At 44.5% G+C, this 25,271-nt stretch carries 25 protein-coding genes; 15 read left to right on the plus strand and 10 right to left on the minus strand.

Translation table 11 applies throughout. The features are described from left to right. Positions 1-218 precede the first annotated feature (218 nt). The 6 genes from pspF to R7E47_RS09515 all read left to right on the plus strand — a co-directional run bounded on the left by pspF (position 219) and on the right by R7E47_RS09515 (position 6,670). Positions 219-1,226, plus strand: coding sequence for a phage shock protein operon transcriptional activator (gene pspF, locus R7E47_RS09490; RefSeq protein WP_017820869.1), 1,008 nt, complete (start codon positions 219-221; stop codon positions 1,224-1,226). A 205-nt stretch (positions 1,227-1,431) separates the two neighbouring features. After that, on the plus strand, positions 1,432-3,051 hold the full coding sequence (gene sapA, locus R7E47_RS09495) for an ABC transporter substrate-binding protein SapA (protein ID WP_017820870.1): 1,620 nt from the start codon (positions 1,432-1,434) through the stop codon (positions 3,049-3,051). Beyond that, positions 3,051-4,013: an ABC transporter permease gene (locus tag R7E47_RS09500; protein ID WP_005378122.1), complete on the plus strand. Its 963-nt coding sequence runs from the start codon at positions 3,051-3,053 to the stop codon at positions 4,011-4,013. The genes sapA and R7E47_RS09500 overlap by 1 nt, the downstream gene beginning before the upstream one ends. Continuing rightward, positions 4,000-4,887: an ABC transporter permease subunit gene (locus tag R7E47_RS09505; protein ID WP_005378123.1), complete on the plus strand. Its 888-nt coding sequence runs from the start codon at positions 4,000-4,002 to the stop codon at positions 4,885-4,887. The genes R7E47_RS09500 and R7E47_RS09505 overlap by 14 nt, the downstream gene beginning before the upstream one ends. Continuing rightward, on the plus strand, positions 4,887-5,882 hold the full coding sequence (locus R7E47_RS09510; protein WP_005378126.1) for an oligopeptide/dipeptide ABC transporter ATP-binding protein: 996 nt from the start codon (positions 4,887-4,889) through the stop codon (positions 5,880-5,882). Before R7E47_RS09505 ends, R7E47_RS09510 begins: the two co-directional genes overlap by 1 nt. Further along, positions 5,879-6,670, plus strand: a complete 792-nt coding sequence (locus tag R7E47_RS09515; RefSeq protein WP_005393308.1) for an ATP-binding cassette domain-containing protein — start codon at positions 5,879-5,881, stop codon at positions 6,668-6,670. The genes R7E47_RS09510 and R7E47_RS09515 overlap by 4 nt, the downstream gene beginning before the upstream one ends. An 82-nt stretch (positions 6,671-6,752) precedes the next feature. On the opposite strand, the gene R7E47_RS09520 is transcribed toward R7E47_RS09515, so the two are convergent. After that, the gene (locus tag R7E47_RS09520; RefSeq protein WP_005378129.1) at positions 6,753-7,142 is read right to left on the minus strand and encodes a DUF2750 domain-containing protein; all 390 of its coding nucleotides are present in this window, start codon (positions 7,140-7,142) and stop codon (positions 6,753-6,755) included. A gap of 68 nt (positions 7,143-7,210) precedes the next feature. After that, the gene (locus R7E47_RS09525) at positions 7,211-8,116 is read right to left on the minus strand and encodes a manganese-dependent inorganic pyrophosphatase (RefSeq protein ID WP_017634678.1); all 906 of its coding nucleotides are present in this window, start codon (positions 8,114-8,116) and stop codon (positions 7,211-7,213) included. A gap of 186 nt (positions 8,117-8,302) precedes the next feature. On the opposite strand from R7E47_RS09525, the gene R7E47_RS09530 reads away from it, so the two are divergent. Next, entirely contained in the window at positions 8,303-9,517 is a 1,215-nt protein-coding gene (locus R7E47_RS09530) for a putative manganese transporter (RefSeq protein WP_005378133.1), read from the plus strand. 76 nt (positions 9,518-9,593) lie between these two features. On the opposite strand, the gene R7E47_RS09535 is transcribed toward R7E47_RS09530, so the two are convergent. The 4 genes from R7E47_RS09535 to torE all read right to left on the minus strand — a co-directional run bounded on the left by R7E47_RS09535 (position 9,594) and on the right by torE (position 15,435). Then, entirely contained in the window at positions 9,594-11,333 is a 1,740-nt protein-coding gene (locus tag R7E47_RS09535) for a glycoside hydrolase family 36 protein (protein WP_213970485.1), read from the minus strand. 198 nt (positions 11,334-11,531) lie between these two features. Then, on the minus strand, positions 11,532-13,994 hold the full coding sequence (gene torA, locus R7E47_RS09540) for a trimethylamine-N-oxide reductase TorA (RefSeq protein WP_172563319.1): 2,463 nt from the start codon (positions 13,992-13,994) through the stop codon (positions 11,532-11,534). A gap of 26 nt (positions 13,995-14,020) precedes the next feature. Beyond that, positions 14,021-15,205 carry a pentaheme c-type cytochrome TorC gene (gene torC, locus R7E47_RS09545; RefSeq protein ID WP_033905099.1) on the minus strand — a complete coding sequence of 395 codons (1,185 nt, stop codon included), beginning with the start codon at positions 15,203-15,205 and terminating at the stop codon, positions 14,021-14,023. 50 nt (positions 15,206-15,255) lie between these two features. After that, a complete protein-coding gene (gene torE, locus R7E47_RS09550; RefSeq protein ID WP_005378141.1) occupies positions 15,256-15,435 on the minus strand; it encodes a trimethylamine N-oxide reductase system protein TorE in 180 nt (59 codons plus the stop codon). A 462-nt stretch (positions 15,436-15,897) separates the two neighbouring features. On the opposite strand from torE, the gene R7E47_RS09555 reads away from it, so the two are divergent. Together R7E47_RS09555 and R7E47_RS09560 are read left to right on the plus strand one after the other, a co-directional pair. Continuing rightward, positions 15,898-16,710, plus strand: coding sequence for an ABC transporter permease (locus R7E47_RS09555; RefSeq protein WP_169628407.1), 813 nt, complete (start codon positions 15,898-15,900; stop codon positions 16,708-16,710). A 354-nt stretch (positions 16,711-17,064) separates the two neighbouring features. Continuing rightward, entirely contained in the window at positions 17,065-17,202 is a 138-nt protein-coding gene (locus R7E47_RS09560) for a hypothetical protein (protein WP_005378145.1), read from the plus strand. A gap of 85 nt (positions 17,203-17,287) precedes the next feature. Here the strand turns inward: R7E47_RS09560 and focA are convergent, their stop codons facing one another. Continuing rightward, positions 17,288-18,148 (minus strand): formate transporter FocA, encoded by an 861-nt coding sequence (gene focA, locus R7E47_RS09565; RefSeq protein ID WP_005378146.1) that lies wholly within the window; start codon positions 18,146-18,148, stop codon positions 17,288-17,290. A 299-nt stretch (positions 18,149-18,447) separates the two neighbouring features. Here focA and R7E47_RS09570 point away from each other — a divergent pair, with 299 nt between their 5' ends. Then, the gene (locus R7E47_RS09570) at positions 18,448-18,681 is read left to right on the plus strand and encodes a TIGR02647 family protein (RefSeq protein WP_005378148.1); all 234 of its coding nucleotides are present in this window, start codon (positions 18,448-18,450) and stop codon (positions 18,679-18,681) included. Between the two features lie 43 nt (positions 18,682-18,724). Here R7E47_RS09570 and R7E47_RS09575 read toward each other — a convergent pair whose 3' ends face one another. Then, positions 18,725-19,171, minus strand: coding sequence for a PACE efflux transporter (locus tag R7E47_RS09575; protein ID WP_154204695.1), 447 nt, complete (start codon positions 19,169-19,171; stop codon positions 18,725-18,727). Between the two features lie 89 nt (positions 19,172-19,260). Between R7E47_RS09575 and R7E47_RS09580 the strand changes: the two genes are divergently transcribed. Genes R7E47_RS09580 through R7E47_RS09590 form a run of 3 tightly spaced genes read left to right on the plus strand, consistent with a single transcriptional unit; the run spans position 19,261 to position 21,620 of the window. After that, positions 19,261-20,139 (plus strand): LysR family transcriptional regulator, encoded by an 879-nt coding sequence (locus R7E47_RS09580; protein ID WP_318084167.1) that lies wholly within the window; start codon positions 19,261-19,263, stop codon positions 20,137-20,139. 18 nt (positions 20,140-20,157) lie between these two features. Next, on the plus strand, positions 20,158-20,985 hold the full coding sequence (locus R7E47_RS09585; protein WP_025766873.1) for an NAD-dependent epimerase/dehydratase family protein: 828 nt from the start codon (positions 20,158-20,160) through the stop codon (positions 20,983-20,985). Then, a complete protein-coding gene (locus tag R7E47_RS09590; RefSeq protein ID WP_042522048.1) occupies positions 20,982-21,620 on the plus strand; it encodes a YdcF family protein in 639 nt (212 codons plus the stop codon). Before R7E47_RS09585 ends, R7E47_RS09590 begins: the two co-directional genes overlap by 4 nt. A 61-nt stretch (positions 21,621-21,681) precedes the next feature. Here R7E47_RS09590 and R7E47_RS09595 read toward each other — a convergent pair whose 3' ends face one another. Both R7E47_RS09595 and cysS read right to left on the minus strand, forming a co-directional pair. Further along, entirely contained in the window at positions 21,682-22,260 is a 579-nt protein-coding gene (locus R7E47_RS09595) for a thymidine kinase (RefSeq protein ID WP_042522050.1), read from the minus strand. A gap of 87 nt (positions 22,261-22,347) precedes the next feature. Further along, positions 22,348-23,730 (minus strand): cysteine--tRNA ligase, encoded by a 1,383-nt coding sequence (gene cysS, locus R7E47_RS09600; RefSeq protein ID WP_005378155.1) that lies wholly within the window; start codon positions 23,728-23,730, stop codon positions 22,348-22,350. Positions 23,731-23,932: 202 nt separating this feature from the next. Between cysS and R7E47_RS09605 the strand changes: the two genes are divergently transcribed. Continuing rightward, positions 23,933-24,427 carry a peptidylprolyl isomerase gene (locus tag R7E47_RS09605; protein ID WP_005378156.1) on the plus strand — a complete coding sequence of 165 codons (495 nt, stop codon included), beginning with the start codon at positions 23,933-23,935 and terminating at the stop codon, positions 24,425-24,427. 60 nt (positions 24,428-24,487) lie between these two features. Then, positions 24,488-25,225 carry a UDP-2,3-diacylglucosamine diphosphatase gene (gene lpxH / locus R7E47_RS09610; RefSeq protein WP_318084169.1) on the plus strand — a complete coding sequence of 246 codons (738 nt, stop codon included), beginning with the start codon at positions 24,488-24,490 and terminating at the stop codon, positions 25,223-25,225. Positions 25,226-25,271: the final 46 nt, after the last annotated feature.

The following is a 25,271-nucleotide window of genomic DNA, read 5'->3' on the forward strand; positions in this document are numbered from 1 at the left end:
TTTTTCCTATTAAAACTCGACAAGGTGGTGATTAACCTTGTGTCTCCCTGAATATATAACAAGTAACGTGCCAACTTATAATTTTCTTTTAAATCAGAGCGTTATTCATTTTGTTGTCGTTACACACTATTGTGCTATGATGTTTTTCACCAACTGTTGGTGAAATTTACCAACTCTATCTCTAAATCATGGCTCGGCTGTTAAATAAGAAGGACTTTATGAAGCAAAACCTGATTGGTGAATCACCTGCTTTTCTCGCTGTACTAGATAAAGTATCACAACTTGCACCCATTGAGCGCCCTGTCCTCATCATTGGTGAACGAGGTACGGGTAAAGAACTCATCGCTCAGCGTTTGCATTATTTATCAAGACGTTGGGATAAACCACTACTATCACTCAACTGTGCGACATTAAGCGAAGGGCTAATAGATTCCGAATTGTTTGGACATGAATCCGGCTCCTTCACGGGCTCTAAAGGTAAACATAAAGGGCGTTTCGAGCGTGCCGAGGGCGGTACTTTGTTTCTTGACGAACTGGCAACCGCACCACTTTTAGTTCAAGAAAAGCTATTACGTGTCATTGAATATGGTGAATATGAGCGAGTTGGCGGTCATACCGCTCTCAATGCGGATGTTCGACTTGTTTGTGCAACCAATGCCGACCTACCAAAATTGGCAGAGCAAGGTGATTTCCGTGCAGATCTGCTCGACAGGCTAGCCTTCGATGTCATTATGTTGCCGCCTCTTCGCGAGCGCAAAGAAGACATTCTCTCTTTAGCAGAGCACTACGCGATGAAAATGTGTCGTGAACTGCAACTGGAATACTTTGTCGGTTTTACCCCAAAAGCGCAGCAGTCGCTTATTGAATATGAATGGCCCGGTAACGTCCGCGAACTAAAAAACGTGATTGAACGTGCGATTTACCAACATGGTCTGAATGCTCACCCAATTGATGAACTGGTTTTCAATCCCTTTGAAACGGTTTGGCACAGCGCGCTTGGCCATAGTGCAAAACAAGCAGAGCAACAAGAAGAGGAAGCATCAAGCAACACCATCCAATTCCCTCTAGACTATAAACAATGGCAAGAGGAACAAGATATCCATTTACTCAATCGTGCATTGGAAGAAGCCAAGTTTAATCAACGACAAGCAGCCGAGCTACTTGGCTTGAGCTATCACCAATTACGAGGGATGGTTAGAAAATATGGTTTGGTCGGACAAAGCTAACTTGACCGAGAGAACTCAATCAATACACGAGCTCGTGACTGCGCTCTAATTCGCATGCATTTATGGCATAACACCTTACAGTGTATGGATTTTATGTTTGGAGCGAGTTCACAAAGGTGATAAATTAGCGAGATCATTTTCGCTTGTTAGCTTTGAAAGAGTAAGATCAAACGAAACGAGCAAGATCCAATGAACATTTCATATTATGAATGCTTTTATAAGATTATCGCTGAGCCTTATTGGGATTAGCCTACTTACCGCTTGTGGCGATGAAATTGACCACAATGATATTCGCAAAGCTGGCTTTGTGTTTTGCGGACAGGGTAAGCCGACCACGTTTAACCCTCAGCTTATTGATAGCGGTATTACCGCAGAGGCTCTGAGCCCGCAGCTGTACGATACGCTGCTCACGCTCGATCCTAAATCACATCAGCCCGTGGCAAGCATCGCCGAGAGTTGGTCAGTAAATGAATCAGGGACGGAATACACGTTTAAGCTTAAACGTGGTGTTAAATTCCAAACCACGCCTTGGTTCACACCCACTCGCCCATTGAATGCAAAAGATGTGGTATTTAGCTTCAAGCGAATCATCGATGTAGACCATCCTTTTCACCAAGTAGGTGGTGGTTTTTATCCATGGTTTGCAGGGTTAGATTTTCAAAACCTACTCCAAGACGTGGTTGCAATAGATGAGCATACGGTAAGGTTTACGTTATCTCAGCCAAACTTTTCTTTCTTGGCCAATATTGCCACCAGCCATGCGGTTATCTTGTCTGCGGAGTATGGACAGCAATTGGCAGCAAAAGATCATAAAGAAGAAATCGACCAACTTCCTATCGGTACCGGCCCTTATCAATTAAAAGAGTACCAAGTGAACGATTTGATTCGATTAGAGCGTCATTCTAATTACTGGAAGTCACCAGCAAAAATGGAACAAGTGGTGTTCGATATCTCTCACAGAGGCACGGGTACATTAGCTAAACTTTTAAGAAACGAGTGTGACGTACTCTCTTCACCTATTTCGAGCCAAATACCTGTCATTCAAGAAAATGACAACCTTGAGCTGACGGCTACACCAGCTAACAACGTTTCCTTTATTGCGATAAACACAGAAACCACCGCGCTGAGTGATGCTCGAGTTCGCCAAGCACTTAACTTAGCGATCAACCGTCAAAATATTTTAGATTCGGTTTACTACGGAACTGGCTCCCAAGCTTATACCTTGCTACCACCAAATTCATGGGCTTATCAAAAAGACAGCGTAAAAATTCGTTATGACCGGAATTATGCATTGGCACTACTTCGAGATGCAGGCTACGAAGACGGCCTAGAATTGACCATGTGGGTACCACTTGAACCACGTGCTTTTAACCCAAGCCCTCGTAAGACTGCGGAGTTAATCCAAGCGAATTTTGCCGATATTGGGGTTAAATTAACGCTACTGACCGATGATAGGTTTGAACGTGTGGATTTGGAGAACATCAACGATATCGATTTACTTTTAACTGGTTGGATTGGTGATACCGGAGATCCTGACAACTTTTTCCGCCCTTTATTATCTTGCGAGTCTGACCGCGTTGGCCTTAACGTGTCCATGTGGTGTAATGATGACTTCGATTTCTTGCTCGATTTGGCGTTAGAAACTCAAGAACCGCGTTACCGTTTGAACCTATATCGCCAAGCACAGAACATTTTGAATCAAGAGTTCCCGGTTATTCCTCTGGCGCATGGCGTGCAGTTCCGTGTGCACGACAAATCGCTGACAGGCTTCAAATCAAGCCCTTTCAATGCCCAACCGTTTGATAGAGTTGAGAGAATTCACTGATGTTTTGGTATACCGTTCGACGCTTTAACCTATTTATCATCACTTTGATGATCCTTACATTAGTGGGTTTTTCTCTGCTTCGCCTTGACCCTCTCTCGCACTGGGCAAACGTTGATTTTTGGTCTGGTTGGCAAACTTACTTAATCAACCTTTCTCAGCTTGATTTTGGCATAAGTAAAAACGGCAACGCGATTTATGACGAGCTCGCCGTCGTATTCCCTGCCACTTTGGAACTGTGCTTTTTTGCCTTTTTGGTGTCCCTTTTGATCGGTATTCCACTTGGAACCGTGGCTGGGATGAAGCAAGGTAAATGGCTCGACACCAGCATTTCATTCATGTCGATGTCTGGTTATTCCGCCCCAATTTTTTGGGTAGCTCTGCTACTTATCATGGTCTTTTCATTGGAATACCAACTCTTTCCCGTTGCGGGACGGTATGATTTACTTTACGAAATTGATCATGTAACCGGGTTTGCCATTATCGACGCATTCATGGCGAAAGGCGAATACCGCGCTCACGCACTGCAAAGCGTTATTGAGCATATGGTACTGCCATGTTTGGTGCTCGCTTTGGCTCCAACCACCCAGGTTGTCGGACTAATGCGCTCCTCGGTAGCGGAAGTGATGAGCCAAAACTACATCCGTGCAGCGAGAATCAAAGGTCTTTCTAACCGCGAAATCGTAACTCAACATGTATTGCGGAATGCGATACCGCCTATCATTCCCAAGGTTGGTGTTCAACTTTCGAGTATGATTACCTTAGCTATCATCACGGAGTCTATTTTTAACTGGCCAGGTATTGGTCGTTGGCTTTTAGATGCGCTAGCAAGCCAAGACTATGCATCTATCCAAGCTGGCGTGATGGTACTTGCGACTTTGGTTCTTACCGCTAACATACTCTCGGATTTGATTGGCGCGATGATTAACCCTTTAGTTCGAAAGGAATGGTATGCTAACAAATAACGTTTATCAGGAAGAGCGCATTCCAACACAGTTTGAGCGTTTTTGGCGAAGCTACCGCGCCAACGGACTAGCCATGTTTGGCTTGTGGTGCTTGGTGTTTATCGTCCTTATTACCATTTTTGCCCCCCTACTTGCACCATTTGACGCCCAAGCACAGTCTGGTGAATTGCTTGTGCCGCCGTCATGGGCCCCAGCAGGAACGGTTGATTACTTTTTGGGGACCGATGACTTAGGTAGAGATATTCTTTCGCGCCTGATTATGGGCTCTCAGCTGACATTTGGCGCTGCTGTCGCCATCACCGCAATTGCTGCCGTTGTAGGCTGTTTAATTGGCGTATTAGCAGGTATGACGAAAGGCTTACTGTCGAGTACTCTCAACCACTTGCTCGATACCGTCATGTCGATCCCGTCGCTCTTATTAGCAATCATTTTTGTGGCATTTCTAGGCTTTGGTGGGTTCAATATTTTACTCGCAATCTGCTTGGCTTTGATTCCGCGTTTTATTCGCTCCGTTTATATCGCAGTCCACACCGAAGTTGAAAAAGACTACATAATGGCAGCACGCCTTGATGGCGCTAATGATTTCTACTTACTGTGGAGTTCAATTCTTCCTAACATTCTGACGGTCATTGCCGCTGAAATCACACTCGCGCTCTCTGCTGCGATTTTAGATATTACGGCACTGGGTTTTCTTGGCCTAGGCGCACAGGCCCCAAGCACCGAGTGGGGAGCAATATTAGGTGACTCTGTCGAGCTTATTTATATTGCACCTTGGACAGTGACCCTACCCGGCCTGACCATCATGTTTACTGTTATTACCCTAAACTTAGTAGGTGAAGGTGTACGTCAAGCGCTTAATGCGGGGATCGAATAATGCCGTTGTTAGATATTCGACATTTGACCATTGAGATCGAAACACCTCAAGGGTTGGTCAAAGCCGTTGACCGAATGAGCCTAACTTTGAACGAAGGCGAAATTCGTGGTCTTGTAGGTGAGTCTGGTTCAGGGAAAAGCTTAGTTGCAAAAGCGATTGTCGGGGTAAGTAAAGATAACTGGCGCATCACCGCAGACCGTATGCGCCTTGGCAATATTGACTTGCTTCAGCTTACACCAAAAGAGCGTCGGCGCGTCATTGCTCGTGATATTGCGATGATTTTCCAAGAACCTTCAACTTGTCTTGACCCTTCAGAGGAAGTCGGGCGTCAATTGATTGAATCCATTCCATCTCGCGCATTTGAAGGGAAATGGTGGGAGCGATTTAAATGGCGTAAAAAACAGGCCATCGCGCTTTTGCATAAAGTGGGTATTAAAGATCACAAGCGTTTAATGGGTAGCTATCCTTATGAACTGACTGATGGTGAGTGTCAAAAAGTCATGATTGCCATGGCGATAGCGACCAAACCAAAGTTGCTGATCGCAGATGAGCCAACCAACGACTTAGACCCGATTACCCAATCGCAAATTTTGCGTCTGTTGAGCCGCATGAACCAACTTAATAACACAACCATTCTGCTTATCGGCCACGACTTAGCGACCATAACACAGTGGGCAGGACGTATTACGGTAATGTATTGTGGTCAGTCGGTGGAGTCTGCCGATACCAGTAAAATCATTGCGGCACCCAAGCACCCGTACACCGATGCCTTGCTTAAAGCGATGCCTGACTTTAATGATTGGGTACCACACAAGCAAAAACTCCAATCCCTACCGGGCTCGATTCCGCCATTGCAGCATCTACCTATCGGTTGTCGCCTCGGACCACGTTGCCCATATGCGCAGAAACAATGTGTAGAAATTCCACACACCAGACGAATTAAGAATCATAAATTTAACTGCCACTTTCCATTGAACACGGAGAAAAAGTCATGAGTGCGTTACTTGAAGTCGATAATTTATCGAAGCAATTTGTTACGCGCTCCCGTCTGTTCAAACGCCAGGTTAATGAGGCAGTAAAACCGGTAAGCTTTACTTTAGAGCCAGGGCAAACTATTGGTTTTATTGGTCAAAACGGGTCAGGAAAATCCACACTAGCTCGTATGCTTGCTGGCGTTGTTGAACCAAGCTCCGGAGAGATCCGTGTGAATGGCGAACGATTGGAGCACAAAGATTACGCGACACGCTGCAAGCTCATCCGCATGATTTTCCAAGATCCAAACACATCGTTAAACCCACGAATCCAGATTGGTCGTATTTTAGAAGGTCCGCTAAAGCGAAATACCAACATGCCGCCAGATGCGCGCATGCAGCGTGTAAAGAACACCCTGCTCCGCGTAGGATTGCTGCCTGAGCACGCCTATTTTTATCCACAAATGCTAGCTGCCGGTCAAAAACAGCGCGTGTGTTTGGCTCGTGCACTTATTCTTCAACCTTCCATCATTGTCGCTGATGAGGCGTTAAACGGTTTGGATATGGCAATGCGCTCGCAGATCATTAACTTATTCCTCGAGTTGCAAGAAGAGATGGGATTGTCATTTGTGTACGTGTCTCAGCATATTGGCATTGTTAAGCATATTACTGATAAAGTGATGGTGATGCATGAAGGTGAAGTGGTCGAGTTTGGCGAGACCAACCAAGTACTGACTCATCCCGAGCATCCTATTACTCAACGACTAGTCGAAAGCCACTTTTATAAAGCGCCAAGCCATCAAACAAAATAGCTTATCAAAGATGTAATCGTTCAAATGTAAAGAAGCCTGCTTTAACGCAGGCTTCTTTATTGCATGGGTACTAATCAAAGAACTAACGGCGGCTCGCTTGTTTGCGCAGTTCAAAATCAAACTCGTCAGGAAACAATACGACCCCTTCTTCATTTTGATTTGGGAATACAACAATCGATAGCTCGTCATCCTCTAGACCAGAGGTCCAACGGCTGTGCCACTTGTTTAAAGAGATCGCCTCAGGCTCGCAATCTTCCCAATCACCATTCGCCCATTGCAAAGCGAACTCTTCGTTTGGCCATACTGGTACACAATCATCATCTTCTGTATTTAACATGACACAGCCATGTTCGTCTTTCAGAATCCAAACCTTACGATTCGCCACAATCTCTTTTACGCAGTACTTTAAACGTTGCTCTTCGTTGTAGCGATTAATGGTATCCATCTGCTCTTGGGTCAGTTGCTCAGACATATTCGTCTCCTATTTCCCATAGAAAAATGCCCGCAGCTAGGCGGGCATTTAAAGTATATGCTAGAAAATTAAGCTAGCTCAGTTTGAAGCCAAGGCCAACCTTGCTTCTTACGGCTTAGCGTGTTTTCCATCATTAGCATGCCGTCTTTTTCGTGCTTAACAAGCTTCTCAGCCCACTCACCTTTGTATAGAAGACGAGTTTGAGCAGTCGTGATGTCTGTTAGCATTACAGCAGCGAACGCTAGGTTATCTTTCTCACAACGAGATTCTAGGTCTGCTTCTAGTGCTTCGATCATACCGTCAACTTGCTCAAGAGTTGCAAGTTCAACTTGACCAACCACTACGTCACGACCGTTGAATGGGTAACCTTTAAGGTCTTTCTCAACAAGCTCAGCCGCTGATAGACCTTCGATGTTTGTTTTAGCAATTAGAAGATCTTTAGTGAACGCGTCAACATCTTGTACGTCTGCGATTGCCGCTAGTTCAGCAACGGCATCTTTGTCTTTTTGTGTACAAGTTGGAGAAGCAAAACCTACTGTGTCAGATAGAATTGCTGACATCATTAGCTTAGCAATTTGTGGAGTAATCGCGTGACCTTCAATCTTGAACATGTTGAATAGAACAGTGTTGGTACAACCAACAGGCCAGATCCATGCTTCCATTGGGTTTACTGTCATCACGTCACCGAGACGGTGGTGGTCAACAATACCCGCAATTTCAGCTTCTGCGATATCGTCTGGTGCTTGTGCTAGATCTGAGTAATCTACTAGCCAAACGGTCTCACCCGCAACTGATGTGCGAAGCTCAGGAACTTCAGCGCCAGCAACTTCTAGGATGTGCTGAGTTTCACGGTTGATTTCGCCTTGGCGAATTGGCATAGCTTCAACGCCACGCGCTTTTAGAAGTTCAGTTGCAACGAGTGCACTACAAATACTGTCACTGTCTGGGTTCTTATGACCTACAACTAGAATCATGTTTCTTCCTATTCAAGTCAATTTTATACGCCGCCTAATACAGTTAATTAGGGCGTGTTTGCTCACAAAGGCCGATACTTTACCTGATTTCAGAGAGTTTGACACGAAGAAAAGTTCACAATGCTATTGCGAATAAATCTCATTTACATATAATGATAATTATTCCTATTTGCATTTGAGTAAACGATGAACGCGACCCAATTATTACACTCTGCACAACAGTTGTTTCAGCCTACTCAGTTTCGTTTAGCTTATAAGCGATTGCTGATCCCTATCGTCATGCTCATTTTGCTAGGCAATGAAAATACACGTGACGTAGCCGTACAGACGCTATCCGACTCATTCTGGGCAGTGTCATGCTATGTTGCTGCCACATTGGCTATTTATCATTATCTTTCAAACTTTATGTCGAAAACCAATCGAATTACCGAGCTCTACCATCGCTCGCGTAATCATCAGGTTTTCTTTGCTTCTTTATTGGGTGCTTTGCCTGGCTGTGGTGGCGCTATTGTTGTGACAACGCAATTTATTAGTGGCCGAGTGGGATTTGGTGCGATTGTCGCGGTACTTACTTCAACAATGGGTGACGCTGCCTTTTTACTTCTGGCCGCCAAACCAAGTGTTGGATTAGGCGTGGTTGGATTAGGCATTATCGTGGGTACTCTTTCAGGGTTAGTCGTTAATGCTTTTCATGCTGATAACTTTCTGCGACCAGAACCAAAAGAAGCACCTCAGACACATGCTTGTTGCCAACACCAGACAGACCGACACACGCCTCTTGAACAACGTGCAATCAATCTACAAGGCGCATTTTGGAAATGGCTTATTGTGCCTGCTAGTGTCGTTGCTGTGTTAATGTCTTTCCAAATAGATATTAATCAGTTGCTATCTTTGAAAGCCAACACCATTGAATGGCTGGGCGCTATCTTCGCGGTGATCACAATGTCATTATGGGCGATGACAAAAGAACTTGGCGATTATCAGTCAACGGTCTCTGAAGATGAAAAAATCGTGGACTCACACCCGATTCAAAAAGCAGCACAAGATACGAATTTCGTCAGTGCTTGGGTGATCGTTGCTTTTCTGGCGTTTGAGCTGACAACCTATTTTTCTGGACTCGACCTTGTAGAAACCTTTTCTCATTGGGGAATTTGGATGCCATTAGCTGGCCTAGCCATTGGTATGTTGCCTGGTTGCGGACCGCAAATTTTAGTCACTAGCCTATACATTTCTGGTGCAGCGCCACTTTCTGCGCAACTGGCCAATGCGATTTCTAACGATGGTGACGCCCTATTCCCCGCCATTGCTATGGCACCAAAAGCCGCTTTGGTCGCGACTATTTATTCGTCCATTCCTGCTTTTATCGTTGGATACGGGTATTACTTTTTATTCGAGTTCTAACGCTCAGAGCATCAAACGAGAAAGGAGCCGCAATAGGCTCCTTTCTTGTTCTTAGTATTGGGCGATTTGCTTCACGTTATGCCGTGACGATCGCTTTCGCATTTAGCCCTTTATCCACGCTCACCATTAATAACTGACAAGGTTCTTGGTTTAGCTTTTCCCCTGTCCAGTAATCATACCAGTCCAACGGTTGATCAGACGTCAGCGTAAATTCCATCGCTCCGTAACTCGCATAATTAAACAAACAATGGAGGTCATTCTTCGTCGTTAGTTTTAAAAACGCGTGATTTAAACTCAAAGCGGTAAACTTTGCAGATTGTTGGTTACGTTGTTGACGTAACATGAGCTTAGACAGTGTCTTCTTAGCAAACGGCGTAATCTCAGGGAGCGGGTCACCAGACAGCAGCAAACCACCACTCGCTAATAACACCGTGCGATGAAATTCATACTCTTCTCTGGATGCGGCTTGGTTAGCTAGTGAAGTGAATGTGGCGCAATCCGGGTCAATTTGCCACAGTTTTCGGTGCTGCCAACTACGGTAAAAGGTTTCTCTGGCTATCTGCTCGAATCGACGACTATGACGCTCTACATCGTCAGAAACACGCATTGCATCCACAAGTCCCAGAGATGGCCACATTGGCGCGTTACAGCCTAACAGCCATGCATCCCCTGCCCCTTTAGCGATCGCTTCCATACCCATGCGGTAGGCTTCTACACCGGTGACACCCGATTGGCTTCGTTTACCTTTTAACGTGCCCCAGTAGTTTGCGTCTAATTTGAATAGCTCAACACCCCACTCTTGACGCATAACAGAGACCACATGAGTTAGGTGCTCTTGCACTTCAGGGTTTGAAGTATCGAGAATGTACCAAGGCGTGCATCGCCAACCACCGTATGTGACATCTTCTGCTTTAAGTAAGCCATCATCCTTGTGGCGAACAAACCAATCTGGATGCTGTTTGAAGATCTCCGACTCAGGTTGAGCAATAAAGGGCGCCATCCAAATCGCCGGCTTTTTGCCTTTTGCACGGATACTATGAATGAGCTCTTTCACACCACCAGAAAACTTATCCGATGGGATTAACCAATCGCCCATAAAGGCTTGATAGCCATCATCCAGAAGTACCCACTCTAGGTCTTCGAGCTTATCTTGCATGCAATCAACGTTCTGCATGATGTTTTGCTCTGTCACGTCTGCGTAGTACGCATACCACGAACACCAACCAACAGGCGCATCTTGTGTCACACCTTGGCGAACAGGATGATGCTCTGCAATCATCTCGCCATAGGTTTGATAAAGCTCGGACAGCGATTGACCACAGAGTACCGCCACGGATTCAAGTTGATTACTTTCCCAATCCGCCACTTGAGTCAACTCACCATCAATTGCGGCTGATAAAACCCAATGCCCATCACGCAGTACAACATCAAAATAGCCAGCAAAGCGATGACATGATGTGAAGCCATACAATGTGTAGCCAGCCGAGCCTTCCACCACTAAATAGTTGTAATAACGCTTAGGGGCATCTTTAGGGTAGATTCGATAAGAAGGATTATTGTCTGGGCAGCGACCAATATCAACGGGGTGATTGATCGTTCCCGCCGTTTGCGCCAACATTTGAAAACCATCCCCAATTACGTTGGCCTCGTGCTCGTACAAAAACGGCATTTCGAGCAACACTTCACGGTCGGTAAAGGTTTTATTGTGAATACCAGCAAAAGAAAAATGTAATTGATTACCCTCGACTTCAACTTGGAAGTCATTGTTATTCACAGTGATCTCAGTGTGATTTGCTAATTGAATGCTCTGAGCCATAATGGGTCTACTCACTTAATTATTATTGTTTAGCTTGGCGCATTATCTCCTGCTTGTCTCACCCAATTCGTTACCATCATCACGAATACCAGTCTCGTTTAACGTTATGAAGTTACTATTGAGACAACGCTCACTGAAATTTTGATAAAAAAATACCAGCCCTGAGGCTGGTATTTCGATTTATGCAAACTGCACTAATTAAGCAACTTCGATCGGACCACCAAATGAAGTGACTGGCGGCACTTTACCTGTGAACTTCTCGAAGTCTACGATACATGTGTTCGCAGAAGTCGCCTGTGCAAGCTCAGAAGAACCGATGTCTTGCGTTAGCGTGTTAGGATCACCGTAGGTACAGATTGCGCCTTCTTTCTCGTTTAGAGGACCGTACCATGCACCTTCTTCGATACGAATAACGCCACGTGGGTAGCTGTCAGTCAAAACAGCACCAGCTAATAGCTGACCACGACCGTTGAATACGCGTACCAAGTCACCGTCTTTGATGCCTTTTGCTTTTGCATCGATTGGGTTGATGTAAACAGGCTCACGACCTTGCACCGCGTATGTCGCGCGGAACTCTTCAGACTCACACATTTGAGAGTGCAGACGCTTGTCTGGGTGACAAGACTGCAACCAGAATGGGTATTTGTCTGAACCAGGGCCACCGTGTGAACGCTCTGATTTTTCGAACCACATTGGGTGCTCTTGACAGTGTTCGTAACCGTAACGGCCGATCTTACGTGATGTAATCTCGATGAAGCCAGACGGTGTACCTAGAGGGTTAAGCTCAGGGTCTTTACGGAAGTCCGCGTGACGAACCCAAGGTTTACCTTCACCGAAGTCTAGTACGCTCTTCTCCCAGAACTCATTGAATTCTGGCATTTCGAACTTACCTTCGTTCGCTTTCTTACAATCGTTGTATAGGCTTTCGATCCATTCCATCTCGCTCATACCACGAGTGTATTCTTCGCGGCGACCAAAACGCTGAGTGAGTTCACTCATGATTTGGAAATCAGGCTTAGATTGGAACAATGGATCAACGAGGCGATGCATCGCAATCAGACCTTTGTTCGAGTATGAACCGTATACGTCGATGTCGTTACGTTCCCATTGCGTACACGCCGGTAGAACGATATCTGAGAAACGACATGTCGCAGTCCAAGCAAACTCGATCGTTACAACCGTTTGAAGTTTGCGGAACGCTTTCTTCATGCGGTTACGATCTTGATGGTGGTGCCATGGGTTACAACCCGAGATAACCATCATCTTGAAGTCTGGCAGTTTCACTTTACCGCCGTTGTAGTTGATCTCTTTGCCAGGTTCTAGCAGACAGTCGATCCAACGTGCAACTGGGATAGTACGACTGTAACCGTTAAAGTCGTTGTTGTCCCACTTCGGTTTCATACCTTGGTCAAGGTTACGAGGGAAACCACCAGGGCCCGCGAAACCAGTAGAAGGCACACCGATACTTGAGTAATGGTGACCGTAAGAGATACCACCGCCAGGTAGACCGATTTGACCAACCATTGCAGCAACCACAGCCGCTGCCCAGTATGGCTGCTCACCGTGCTCTTGACGCTGGATACACCAACCCATCAGGATCTGTGTACGACCGCTGACTAGCATGCGTGCGAATTCACGGATCTTGTCCGCTTTCACGCCACAAATCGCTGCTGCCCATTCGGGCGTCTTCTCTACTTTGTCTTTTGTCTTACCTTGAACGTATTGAATGAACTCTTCAAAGCCTAGACAGTAAGTATCAATGAACTTCTTATCGTACAGGTTTTCGTTGTACAACACGTGTGCCACAGCGAGCATGAACGCTACGTCTGTCAGCGGGTTGATGTACAAGTGATCGTTCTCTAAGTAGCGCTGAGTTTTGTTCTTCACTGGGTCTACAGATAGAACGTTGATCTCACCTTTTGCCACTTTTTCTTTTAGTTGTGCAAGGTACTTAAACGACTCATGCGTTTCACAGTTCCAACCTACTTGAAGGTTTTTCACTGGGTCGTTAGCCCAAAGAACGATGTTGTCAGAGTTTTCTAGGATCTCAGACCAAGACGTACCTTGTGCATAAACTTCGGTTGAGCCTAGCACGTACGGCATAATGGTTTGACCTGCACCCGTCGAGTAGTCACCTACTTTAGTGATGAAGTTGCCATGCATACCTACTGCACGTTGCATGTGCGCAGTACAGTTGTTAAATGAACCCGTTTGGTTCCAACCTGTTTGACCTGCATGCAGCGCCCATGGGCCGTAGTCTTTTTGAATACGTTCTAGTTCGCGATAAAACAAATCTAGCGCTTCATCCCAAGTTACTCGGATGAAACGGTTGTTACCGCGAGTATCTGCGCTGTATTTATGTTTCTTCAACCAATCTAGACGAACCATTGGGTAACGAACACGTGAAGGGCTGTAGATAATACCCTTAATGCCGTTCAACATTTCTGTTGGGTTTTTGTCTAGCTCTAGCGGCTTGATCTCTTGAACTTTACCCGCGTAGATGTGGGCGCGAAACGCGCCCCAGTGAGAACCGGTTACTTTCCAAGTACCTGTCGTCTCAACGGCATTTGCAGAGGCGGACGCCAATAAGCTAGGACCAATTACTGACGCTGCACTTGTGGTTGCTACACCTTTAAGAAAACTTCTTCGTGTAATAGCCATTTAAAATTACTCCAATCCGACGCTTATTAGTGGTGACCTTCAGCATAATCTGAAGAGTGTTTCTGTAGATACTTCAAGATCAGTGCTTCACTGTCTGTATCTAGGTTAACGAACGCCAACATACCGTCGAACATACCTGGCCAGGTGTTCGCGTCGAAGTGCGCTTCCGCAGGTTGAGTGTGACATACAGAACAATTGGTCTTGTAGGCTTCACGAGATTTTTCCCAAACAGGATTGATGTCGTTCAGCATAGACTCTTTCTTAATCCATACTTTCGCCGCTACTTTTTCCCAAGGAAGGCCTGTTAACTCATCCACTTTTTTCTCACCAGTCGTCACAATGCTGCTGTCTGTTGCTGCTTCTTTCATCAGAGACGCAGTCGCAATGTTCTTACCGAAGTCTTCTTGAATTACACGACCAAAACCTTTTGCTTTGCGCCAACCGTCAATTTCGATCTCAACAAACTCGCCTTTGTCTTCAAGAACTTTAACGGTCGATGCAGGATTAAGAAGACCAGCTTCTTTACTGCCTTGCGCATCAAAGTAAATTGGTAGGTGACGAACGCTCACGAGTTGCTGACCAACGCCGTAATCTGTGTTAGAAGTCATACCCTCTAGATCACCCACGATACCGCCAATGCTGTCCATGCCTGCTGGTAGGTTGTGCGCAATACCCTTGTGACAGTCAACACAGCTTTGATCTTTCTCAGCGGCTTGCTTCATTTGGATACGAGCCGTAGGAGACATTTGCTCGAAATCCATCGATTCGTAGTTGTGACAGTTTTTACACTCCAGAGATTTGTTTGCCGAGAAACGATCCCATTCGTGTTTAGCAAGTTCGATACGACGCTCTTCGAACACACCCGGTTCGTCGTAGTTGCCAAATACTTGTGCAAATACTTCTTTAGAAGCTTGCATCTTACGAGCGATCTTATCTGTCCAGTTATGTGGAACGTGACAATCAGGACAGGTAGCACGAACACCAGAGTGGTTTTTCCAGTGCACCGTTTCTTGTAGCTCAACGTACACGTTGTCACGCATTGTGTGACAACTAATACAGAATTCTTCTGTGTTGGTTGCTTCTAGAGCGGTGTTAAAGCCACCCCAAAAGATAACACCAGCAATAAAGCCGCCCATAGTCAGCACACCTAGGCTGATATGTACAGCTGGGCGCGTCATGGTACGCCACAGTTTAATGATTAATGATTTCATTATTTGCTCTCTTAAAATCTTTTCAAAAGTGTGGTTATGAGCTCACTGGCTTACATGCCGTGCGCGCCTGGAGGCCCAAAGAAGAAGACTTGCAACATCCAAACGATGAACCCGTAGCCGCCAACAAAGGCCACACTCAGAATTGGGAAGAGAACAACTGCAATGAAGAGGAACGACTTCCACTCCAGGGAGCGTTTTTCACCACTCTCAATTTTATTAACATCACTCATACATTTGCCTATTTTGTATCTAGTGTTATTGAAAAGCCCGCGTAACCAAGCTTAAGTTTTTTACAATCTCTAATGGAAAATGTTAGACCATACTAATAGTAGGGTTCAATCAAATAAGCGACCTCAGACCTTGTAATTCAACACTTTTTTGAGCTCATCCAGAGATATGATGGATTGATGTTATTTATTAAAAAACATGAACAGATGTGACAAAATAAGTCTTTTAAGGAGTTGTTAAACAACCAACATTTAAGAAACATCGATCACATTTAAATCGTAATTACCATGCCATAAATCGACTTAAAAACTCCGAAAAAGATAACCACTTGTAAACAGAATGCTGCGTATTAATGTCTAAAATAGCACTCAAGGTTTACTTTAAGAACAGCAAAAAGTGCACATAGTGGTTCATATAAAGGGGAGGCTTAGATACAATTATTCGCGTATTTTCAAGGAGCGATTATGGATAACGTGGTGGATATAAGCTGGGTCAAACTGGCACTGTTTGGTTTGATTTTATTGGTCCCCTTCTTTATCAATGTCCGCTACAAATTAGGGATAGCAAAAGACACCATAATCAGTGTTATCCGAATGACACTTCAGCTCATATTGATTGGCGTGTATTTAGAATATCTTTTTCAATTAAACAGCTTACTTGTCAATATACTTTGGCTTGCCATCATGCTACTGATTGGTGCCAGCTCAATTGCGGGAAAAGCTCGCTTACCTAAAAAGCCACTTATGCTTCCGCTACTAACGGGCCTTACCTGTGGTCTAATACCACTTCTGATAGCAATTACAGCAGGCTTAGTGCAACCATCCCCTATTTACAATGCGCAGTACATGATCCCACTTGCTGGTATGTTATTGGGTAACAGCTTGAGTAGTAATATCATCGCTCTTCAGAATTTGTTTACGGCTTTTGAGCAGAGACAAGCAGAATATGAGGCTGCAATCTCACTTGGAGCCTCTCCTCGCTATGCATCCTTCCCCTTCATTCAGGAGGCTCTTAGAAAGTCCCTTGCCCCGACTTTAGCTTCTATGGCCACTACAGGGCTGGTTACCTTACCGGGTATGATGACCGGTCAAATTCTAGGTGGCGCGAGCCCGATGGTTGCGATTAAATACCAGTTAGTAATTATGCTGGCTATTTTCGTCATGTTGAGTGCCTCCGTAACCATAACGTTAGAAATGACATTGCGCTGGGTACAAACCAAAGAAGGCCGAATCAAGATAAAAATCGAGCAACCCGAATCGACCAAAACTCACGGTTAGTTGGCGCTTGTGGGTAAAGCCCGTTAAACAACTCATGTTGCCAAGTCGAACGTACTTATAACTGAATAACTCAACTATTCTTCGAGCACTCATCAAGACGCTTTCAGATGAAAAGTCAGGCAGAATTCTTTTTGATATAAGCCTCTAATTTTATGAAATTTTCTTTGCAAGTTTAGATACGCACGACCTTTGATACAGGTTATCCACAGAAAATGTGGATAAGCCCCCAAAACCCATACGCAACCAGAAACATAGCAACATAAGTGATCAATCGAATCGTCATGCATTGATCACGTGACTGACATGTTCTAATTTTAAAGTAAAGGCATTGACCACAAACTTGGAGAGACGTACATGGATGTCTTAATGATCAAAGAAAATTACGATGAACTCCTGTCCGATGCACCTCTGGATTGGCTCGTTCAAGAACCAAAGGAAGTAACTTCTCATTGGCTCCCAACCGATTTTGGCATCAACGAAGAGTTGATTTAGCATGACTCGACTTATTTGACACTTGCAGAGACAAGTAAAAAGAAAGGCGAACCATCTGGTTCGCCTTTCTTGTGATCTTCTAAACTTATCGCAAATGGTTATCTTCATCGCGTAGATAAATCATCCAATACCACATGCCAACAAATACGCCACCACCAATAATGTTTCCTATCGTAACAGGAATTAGGTTGTTTACGATGAACCCCATCATGTTTAAGTCCGCGTAGTTTGCAATATCTGCCCCTGTCATTTGCCAAAACGCTTCTGGCGCAAAGTACTTAATACCAATCGCCATAGGTACTTGGAACATGTTCGCAATACAGTGCTCAAAACCTGCCGACACGAACATAGCCACAGGCAAAATCATGACCGCTATTTTATCTGTCAATGTTCGCCCACTAAACGTCATCCAAACTGCAATACAAACTAATACGTTACACATGATGCCAAGCGCAACAGCAGCAAAGAAACCATGATGTAATTTGTGTTGGGAGATCGCCATCGCGTTAAGACCAACTTGGCCATGATCAAACATATATTGCTTGGTAACTAGCATACAGGCCACGAGCAAAATGGCCCCAACCATATTGCCAAAGTAAACCACCAACCAGTTTTTGATAAGTGCTTGCCAAGAGATTTTTCCACTCGCACGCGCAACTAGTGTCAGTACAGAGCTAGTGAAAAGCTCGCCGCCAGTAACCACCACCAAAATCAAACCAAGGCTAAATGCCAGACCACCAATGAGTCGTGTAATGCCCCAAGGCAGCTCGCCTGCGCCTGTCGTTACTGTGGTATAGAAGATGAAAGCAATACCAATATGAAGCCCCGCAGAAATGGCGAGCAGAAAAGATTTGATTGGAGCTTTCGTTGCTTTGCCTACCCCCACTTCAGCTGCGCGTTCCGCAGCTTGTGGCGGTAATAGTGAGTCAAACTGATTAAAGTTCATTCTGGTGTAACATTTAGAAACATTTAAAGAGGCGCGGATAATCGCTCTATTTCCCTATTTTTTCAAGTGCTATTTGGCGTGTTTACTAAAATCGTTGTTATTGGGAGATTAAGCAATAAATAGCGCCTATCATTCGCTACCGTAAGTATCATTGATACTTAACAAGTATTCGGCCTTTCGAACAAAGATCCTGCGTTATATCAGCCTGATAGCGCCATACTTAACACTTCTTGTCGTTGAATGTTGCCCAACGCTACTTTTCAGACTAGCTTGGTAAAAAAAGCGCAAAGGAATCATTTATGAAATATTCAGCTGAACATATCGCCGAATTGAATCTACTTCTTCAGTTCGACCTAAGTAGTGCTGCAACTGGTATTAAAGTTCATACAGACGCGTCAGAAGAAATGCAGGCAGCCGTTGCTCGTCTATATGAGAAGCAACTTTGTACACAGCCTGACGGTGGTTATCTAACAGACGAAGGCATTGAAGTTGCAGAACATGCAGATAAGATTTTAAGAGTTTTGTCTGTGTAATTTGAACAAAAAACGCCACCGAACTCGGTGGCGTTTTTTAGTCCTATATTTTTCCTGTCGATGCCTGCGGCAATAATCGCTTTTTCATTTTGCTAAATGGTTGAACCTTGTCATACAACCAGTTAAAACCAGTAGCATAAAATAGGAAGAAAACGAGGAAGCCGGCTTCCAGCATCAGAGCTTGAAGAAGCGTAATTTCTAAGAACCAGGCAATCACAGGTAGAGAGATAAAGATCAATCCTCCCTCGAAACCAACAGTGTGTCCAAGCCGCATCGCTAAACTTCGCTCAGCTCGATTGTCACCAAACCACTTATCAAAATACAAGTTGTAGATGTAGTTCCATATCACGGTATACATGCTCAACCCGACCCCAACCAACGCGAGATCACTAGAACCCTTTCCAGTGATCAATGAAGCCGCTGGTACAATAATCGCGAGTGCGATTAACTCAAAAAGTACTGCATGAAAAATTCGTTCGTTACGAGTCATATTTCTCTGTCCAAATAGTTCTACTCAATGCTTAGAATTTTATCTATCATTTAGATAACCAAAAGTTAGATACCATCGGTTTAAGCGATATGTTTACCATCGAACAACTGCAAGCTTTCATTGCTACATCAGAAGCAGGATCATTTTCAGGAGCAGCTAGAAAACTGGGGCGAGCTCAATCTGTAGTGAGCCAGCACATCATGAATATGGAGATCGACTGTGGTGTTGAGCTTTTCGATCGATCAGGCAGGTACCCTAAATTAACTGAGAATGGCCTCGCTCTCGTACCCTATGCACAAGCAACAATCAGCCAACTCGACCGCCTAAACAATAGGGCATCGCAGCTCTTTTCCACGCCAACGAACAAATTAGCCTTAGCTATTGATGAAGGGATTCCTCTGACTCGCTTGCCGGATGTGCTAAAGAAGTTAGAGCAACGCTTTCCACACTTACAAGTTGAATGCTTAACGGCATCAAGCCCTGATATCATTGAATTGGTTAAGTCGGAACGCGCCACGACTGGGATTATTTTGAGTGATTTACAAATGCCAAGGCACATCGATTTCACCAATCTTGGCAATATTGCATTTGATGTCTATGTCTCTTCAACGCATCCTTTAGCAAAGCAGCAAATCACTCACATTGATCAACTAAAACAACATCGTCAATTGGTCATACGATCCAAAAGTGCAGAGCCATGTGGTCTCAATCAAGCATTTAGCCCAGATATCTGGTACGCTGATAACTACTATATTTTGTTGGAATTGGCGAATAAAGGGTTTGGTTGGTGCTTTCTACCACAGCATTTAGTCGCGTATTCACCTAGTACATTAAAAAAAGTTGGGGATGATTTCACAAAACTGGCTTGGCAAGTCAATGTTGACCTTATTCAGCACCAGAAATGGCATTCAGATCCCCTCCATCAACAAGCCAAAGCAGAACTGCTCAACCTATTCGGGCAGACATAAGTAAGTAGGAAGACCCAAATGGCAAATACATTGATCGTAGGTGCAGGCTGGCTCGGAACTCCGCTAGCAGAAACATTGATGAAAGATGGACACTATGTTGTCGTCACTCGTCGTAGCCAAACTCGATTAAAAGAGTTACCCACCTCATTAACTCACTCCGCATTGTTCGATTTCAATCAATTGAACGCCACAGCACGGCTAGATGAGCTGCTCAAACAGCATCAAATTACGCACGTTATCGGTGCTTTTCCTCCAGGATTTCGTAAAGGACGCGGTCAAGAATATGCACAGCAATGGCAAATACTTGCCAACGCAGCTAAGCAAAACAACGTTGAAAAACTTCTCATGATCAGCTCTACCACGGTTTACCCTAACCTTGCTTCCGATATGGAAGAAGCTGACGCGTCACTCTCTTTAGCAGCCGAAAGCCCTTATTTCTCTGACAATGCACGTATTATGCTTCAAGCAGAGCAGCATGTTATCGACTCGAATATTAACTTTGTTATTCTACGTTGTAGCGGATTAATCGGGCCAGATAGACACCCATCTCGCTTTGCAGCAAGGCTTCAACAAGTTAGTCGTAAAGCACCAGCTAATATGCTTCATCAAGATGATGCTGTCTCGGCTGCGAAATTTGCCTTAGGCAATTTAAGCAACCAAGTCATTAACGTTACTACACCTCATACTGTCAGCAAGGCTGAGTTCTACCAAGCTGCCATAAACAAAATCGGAAGTGAGATACCTCTTCCACCCGTCACAGAGCAAGCTGACAAGCGTATTCTTGCTGACAAACTACTCTCACTTGGTTATCGATTTCACTTCAATTCAACTTTGGATGCGCTATGAGGCTCTATAGACATATAGAAACGCTTTGGGATTACATGCAACTCAAACATGAACTGAAACCTGCGGACTGTTTGTTTGTGATGTGCAGTAATGATGTGCGTGTAGCGGAGCACGCTGCCAAGCTCTACCACCAAAAGTTGGCACCTTTGATTGTATTTTCAGGGGGTGAAGGTCGCTTCACAGATGGACTGTTTGAAAAAAGCGAGGCAGAAACCTTTGCCGAGATTGCAAAGTTGTCGGGCGTTCCAAGTGAAGCAATTTTGCTCGAGACTAAATCCACAAACAGTGGAGAAAACGTTCGCTTTACTGAGCAACGATTAAAAGAGGAAGGAAAACAGTGTTCCTCGTTTATTCTGGTACAAAAACCGTTTATGGAGCGTAGAGCAATCGCGACATTTGAAAAACAGTGGCAGTCACCCTACACTCAGCTCCAAGTAAGCTCTGCGGCTCTTCCATTTTTTGAGTACATTAATGAAGACATGCCATTAATGATGGTGCTAGAAGCACTAATGGAAGATTTCTCTCGCGTGAAAAGCTATCCAGAGAAAGGATTTCAAACCGAGCAGAACATCCCTCAGCAAGTCGAATCTTCTTACCAGGCTTTACTCGAGCGATTTGGTTTTGACTTAGTCTAGCTTTTTCTAACCGACAAACAAAAAGCCACCAAGTACGGTGGCTTTTCTATATCAATACGGCTTATTTACCGAGCGCTTCTTTGTAATGTTGGCGGCATACGGAGACATACTTATCGTTACCACCGATCGCAACTTGATCGCCTTCTTTAATTGCCACGCCGTGTTCATCGGTACGAATAACCATATTCGCTTTGCGGCCGCAATGGCAGATTGTTTTGAGCTCAACCAGCTTGTCTGCCCAAGATAATAGATACTTACTGCCTTCAAAAAGTTCGCCTAGAAAATCGGTGCGAAGGCCGTAACACAATACTGGAATATGCAACTTATCAACGACTTCAGTAAGTTGATAAACTTGTTCTTTCGACAAGAACTGACACTCATCAACAAGAATACAGTGACGTTTTTCAACCTCATTCAGATCTGCGATCTCTTGATACAAATTGGTATCCTGACGAAATAAATGTGCGTCAGATTGAAGACCAATACGAGAGCTCACTTTACCGACACCAAAACGATCATCTAGCGCAGCCGTAAAAATAACTGGCGTCATGCCGCGTTCTTGATAGTTGAAAGAGGATTGAAGAAGCGTTGTTGATTTACCCGCATTCATTGCTGAGTAATAGAAATACATCTGAGCCACAGAGCATTACCTAAAGTTAAAGTTTTAATTTATGGAAATGGAAAATAAAAGGGCTGAATTATCAGCCCTTTAAAAATGAAAATTCAATTACTTACGACGCCACGTTGTGCCTTCTGGACCATCTTCCAGAACAATGCCCATTTCGGTCAGCTTGTCACGAGCCATATCTGCATTCGCCCAATCTTTCGCAGCGCGAGAGTCATTACGCAGCTTGATCAGAGCTTCAATTTCAGCCACTTCATCATCGTTACCCGCATCACCTTTTAGGAAGGCTTCAGGATCTTGGTGAAGAATACCGATCACGTCAGCTAGTTCACGCATTAGCGCACCGAGTTCGCTCGCTTTCTCTAGGTTTTCTGTCTTCAGGCGGTTAACTTCTCGCGCCATGTCGAACAGTACTGAGTAAGCTTCTGGTGTGTTGAAGTCATCGTTCATCGCTGCAGTGAAGCGAGATACGTATTCTTCACCACCAGCAGGCGCAGCGTTTAGGTCTAAACCACGTAGAGATGTGTACAGGCGCTCAAGCGAAGCACGTGCTTGGTTTAGGTTATCTTCGCTGTAGTTTAACTGGCTACGGTAGTGACCAGACATTAGGAAGTAACGCACTGTTTCAGCATCGTAGTGACCAAGAACGTCACGGATAGTAAAGAAGTTACCTAGAGATTTAGACATCTTCTCACGGTCTACCATTACCATGCCGCTGTGCATCCATGTGTTCACGTATTGTGTATCGTGTGCACAGCATGATTGTGCGATTTCATTTTCATGGTGTGGGAACTGAAGGTCAGAACCACCGCCGTGAATGTCGAAGTGGTTACCTAGGATTGAAGAGTTCATTGCTGAACACTCAATGTGCCAACCTGGACGACCAGGACCCCATGGTGACTCCCACGTTGGTTCACCCGGCTTTGACATCTTCCAAAGTACAAAGTCTAGAGGGCTGCGTTTTGCTGTTTCGATATCAACGCGCGCGCCAGCTTGAAGCTGATCAAGGTCTTGCTTAGAAAGCTTGCCGTATTCGTTGAATTTACCTACTTCAAACATTACGTCACCGTTATCTGCAACGTATGCAAAACCGCGCTCGATTAGCTTCTCAACCAATTCGATGATTTCAGCAATAAACTGTGTCGCACGAGGTTCAACGTCCGGACGTTTCATGTTCAGCGCATCAAAATCAGCGTGCATTTCACCAATCAAACGCTCAGTCAATGAATCGCAAGACTCACCATTTTCTGCGGCACGTTTGATGATCTTATCGTCGATATCTGTGATGTTACGTACAAACGTCAGATCGTAGCCCAAGTAGCGAAGGTAACGTGATACAACGTCAAAAGAGACGAAAGTACGACCGTGACCAATGTGACAGAGATCGTAGATGGTAACTCCACAGACATACATACCGACTTTGCCAGCTGTAATTGGTTTGAATTCCTCTTTCTGTCTTGTGAGTGTGTTATATATCTTTAACATGATCTCTATCTATGATTGTGAATGAATAAAAGAAGATGAGTATATCAACTCCAACCTAGTTAGGTAATAGCAATTAACCGATAAAACGATAATCGGCTAAACTTCAAGCACAAAACGAAGAATTTCCTCTTCCTGAGTTTTTAAAGCACTAGAACTTAGGCTAGAATCTCGGGCTCAACACAACACAGTAAAGGAAAGTAGCATGATCACCCTTCACACTAATTTTGGTGACATCAAGATTCAACTAAACGAAGAGAAAGCGCCAGAGACAAGCGCAAACTTCCTTCAGTACTGCCGCGACGGTTTCTACGACAACACGCTTTTCCACCGTGTTATTGACGGCTTCATGATCCAAGGTGGTGGTATGGAGTCTGGTCTACGTGAAAAAGCGACTCGTGCACCTATCAAGAACGAAGCAAACAACGGCCTAAGCAACAAAGTGGGTACACTTGCTATGGCACGTACTATGGAGCCGCATTCAGCAAGCTCTCAGTTCTTCATCAACGTAAACAACAACACATTCCTAGACTTCCGTAGCGAAAGCCTAGATGGTTGGGGTTACTGTGTGTTCGGTGAAGTAATCGAAGGCATGGACATCGTAAATAAGATCAAAGGCGTTAGCACTGGTTCTTACGGCATGCACCAAGACGTACCTCTAGAAGACGTAGTAATCACTGGTACAACAATTGAAGAGTAATTCTTAGGAATTATTTTTAAAAGATAAGTTAATGGGGAGGCATAGCTTCCCCTTATTTCTATGACGACATTATTTATTTCCGATCTTCACCTTACCCCATCACGTCCTGATATCACGGGATGTTTTGTGACGTTCATGCGAACAGAAGCAACAAAAGCTGATGCACTTTATGTACTCGGCGATCTGTTTGAGTTCTGGATTGGTGACGATGACAACACCCCTTTTGCAGACCAAATCCGTGCAGAATTTAAAGCACTGACGGATGCGGGTGTGCCAACTTTTTTCATCCAAGGCAATCGAGATTTTTTACTCGGCAAACGCTTTTGCAAAGAAACCGGTATGACATTACTCGACGATGTCTGCACGATTGATCTTTATGGTCAAAAAGCCGTAATCCTACATGGCGATACGCTCTGCATTGACGATGTGAAATACCAAGAGTTTAGAAAAACCGTTCACAAGCCATGGCTACAATGGTTGTTTAACCGTATTCCTTGGTTCATTAAGAAGAAAATTGTCTCAAAAGTTCAATCCGATATTCGTGATGATAAAATGAGCAAGTCATTAGATATCATGGACGTTAACCAAAATGAGGTCGAGAAAGTGATGTCTCAGAACTGCGTCAACATAATGATTCATGGTCACACACATCGCCCGAACACACATTTTTTTGACGTCGATGGCATTAAAAAGACCCGAATTGTTTTAGGGGATTGGTATACGCAAGGCTCAGTTTTAAAAGTAAATTCTGATAGTTTTGACCTGCAAACGAGACCGTTCATACAGAATTTGCGTTAAGCATGTAGAGCGTGTAGAAGATTCACGCTCAAGTCGTAGATATTTT

Origin of the sequence: Vibrio sp. Vb1026 (genome assembly GCF_033338745.1) — a bacterium.
In the GTDB taxonomy this organism is placed as follows: Bacteria; Pseudomonadota; Gammaproteobacteria; order Enterobacterales; family Vibrionaceae; genus Vibrio; species Vibrio alginolyticus.